This window comes from Promicromonospora kroppenstedtii DSM 19349, assembly GCF_000515355.1.
Lineage (GTDB): Bacteria > Actinomycetota > Actinomycetes > Actinomycetales > Cellulomonadaceae > Promicromonospora > Promicromonospora kroppenstedtii.
This window is the reverse complement of sequence record NZ_KI911759.1, coordinates 3,213-4,397: the sequence shown is the minus strand read 5'-3', so window position 1 is coordinate 4,397 and position 1,185 is coordinate 3,213. Positions and strand designations below refer to the sequence as shown.

The window sequence follows — 1,185 nt, the reverse complement described above, 5'->3', positions numbered from 1 at the left end:
CGTGGTCCAGTCGCCGGCTGCCCAGCCGCCGTCGCTCCAGCCCCCGACCTGACGGCCGCCCGCCCGGTCGCCGCCGGCACGGTCACCACCAGCACGCTCACCACCAGCGGGACCGCGCGCGCCGTCGCCGTCGCTGCCCTCGTCATCGGACCGCGATGTCTGAGAGGATTCGGCGGACTTCTCCGTGCCGCCGGCCTCGCCGTCGGCCCGGGATACGTCCATGTCGCCGAGCGTGGCGACGATGTCGGCCCAGCGCGAGGCCACGTCGTCGTCGCCCAGCTCGCGTGGGGTGTCGCCGGGCACGTCGTCGTCGCGGTCGTCGGTGTTCGATGCGGCCATGGGCACACTCTATTGTCGTCGGGGGGCCCGCGGGGGCGGGTCTTGAGGAGGAATCTTGTTCTACTGGGTGATGAGGAACGTGCTGGTCGGCCCGCTGCTGCGCCTCGCGTACCAGCCGTGGGTCGTCGGCGCCAGGAACGTGCCGCGTACCGGCGCCGCCATCGTGGCCAGCAACCACCTCGCGGTGATCGACTCGTTCATCCTGCCGCTGCTGATCAAGCGCCGCGTGACGTTCCTCGGCAAGTCCGACTACTTCACGGGCAAGGGCCTCAAGGGCAAGATCGTGGCCTGGTTCATGACCGGCATCGGCGTCATCCCCGTGGACCGTTCCGGGGGTGCCGCCAGCGAGGCGGCGCTGCGCACCGGCCTGCGCGTGCTGAGCGAGGGCAGCCTCTTCGGCATCTACCCGGAGGGCACCCGCAGCCCCGACGGCCGCCTGTACAAGGCGAAGACGGGCGTGGCGCGGATGGCGCTCGAGTCGGGAGCGCCGGTCATCCCCGTCGCCATGGTCGACACCGACGTCGCCCAGCCGGTGGGCCGCACCGTGCCCGCATTCATGCCGCTCGGCGCCGTGATCGGCGAGCCTCTGGACTTCAGCCGGTACAAGGGCATGGAGACCGACAAGTTCGTGCTGCGTGCCGTGGCCGACGAGATCGAGTACGCGATCCTGTCGCTGTCCGGCCAGGAGTACGTGGACGCGTACGCGGCCAGCGCCAAGGAGCGCGCGGCCCGCGGTGAGCCCGCGATCCCCACGGCCGAGGAAGGCCCCGGCGGTCTTCCCCTGCCGGAGGTCGAGAAGCCGCGGCGCCCGCAGCGGTAGCTCGCGCGGCCCGCAGCCGGCCCGCT

The 1,185-nt window shown here is 72.2% G+C and carries 1 protein-coding gene and 1 pseudogene; one reads left to right on the top strand and one right to left on the bottom strand.

From position 1 onward, the window contains the following. Positions 1-339: pseudogene (locus tag PROKR_RS36350) on the bottom strand (hypothetical protein); the annotation flags it as partial. Positions 340-394: 55 nt separating this feature from the next. On the opposite strand from PROKR_RS36350, the gene PROKR_RS26695 reads away from it, so the two are divergent. After that, a complete protein-coding gene (locus tag PROKR_RS26695; RefSeq protein WP_036969888.1) occupies positions 395-1,159 on the top strand; it encodes a lysophospholipid acyltransferase family protein in 765 nt (254 codons plus the stop codon). The last annotated feature ends 26 nt before the right edge of the window (positions 1,160-1,185 follow it).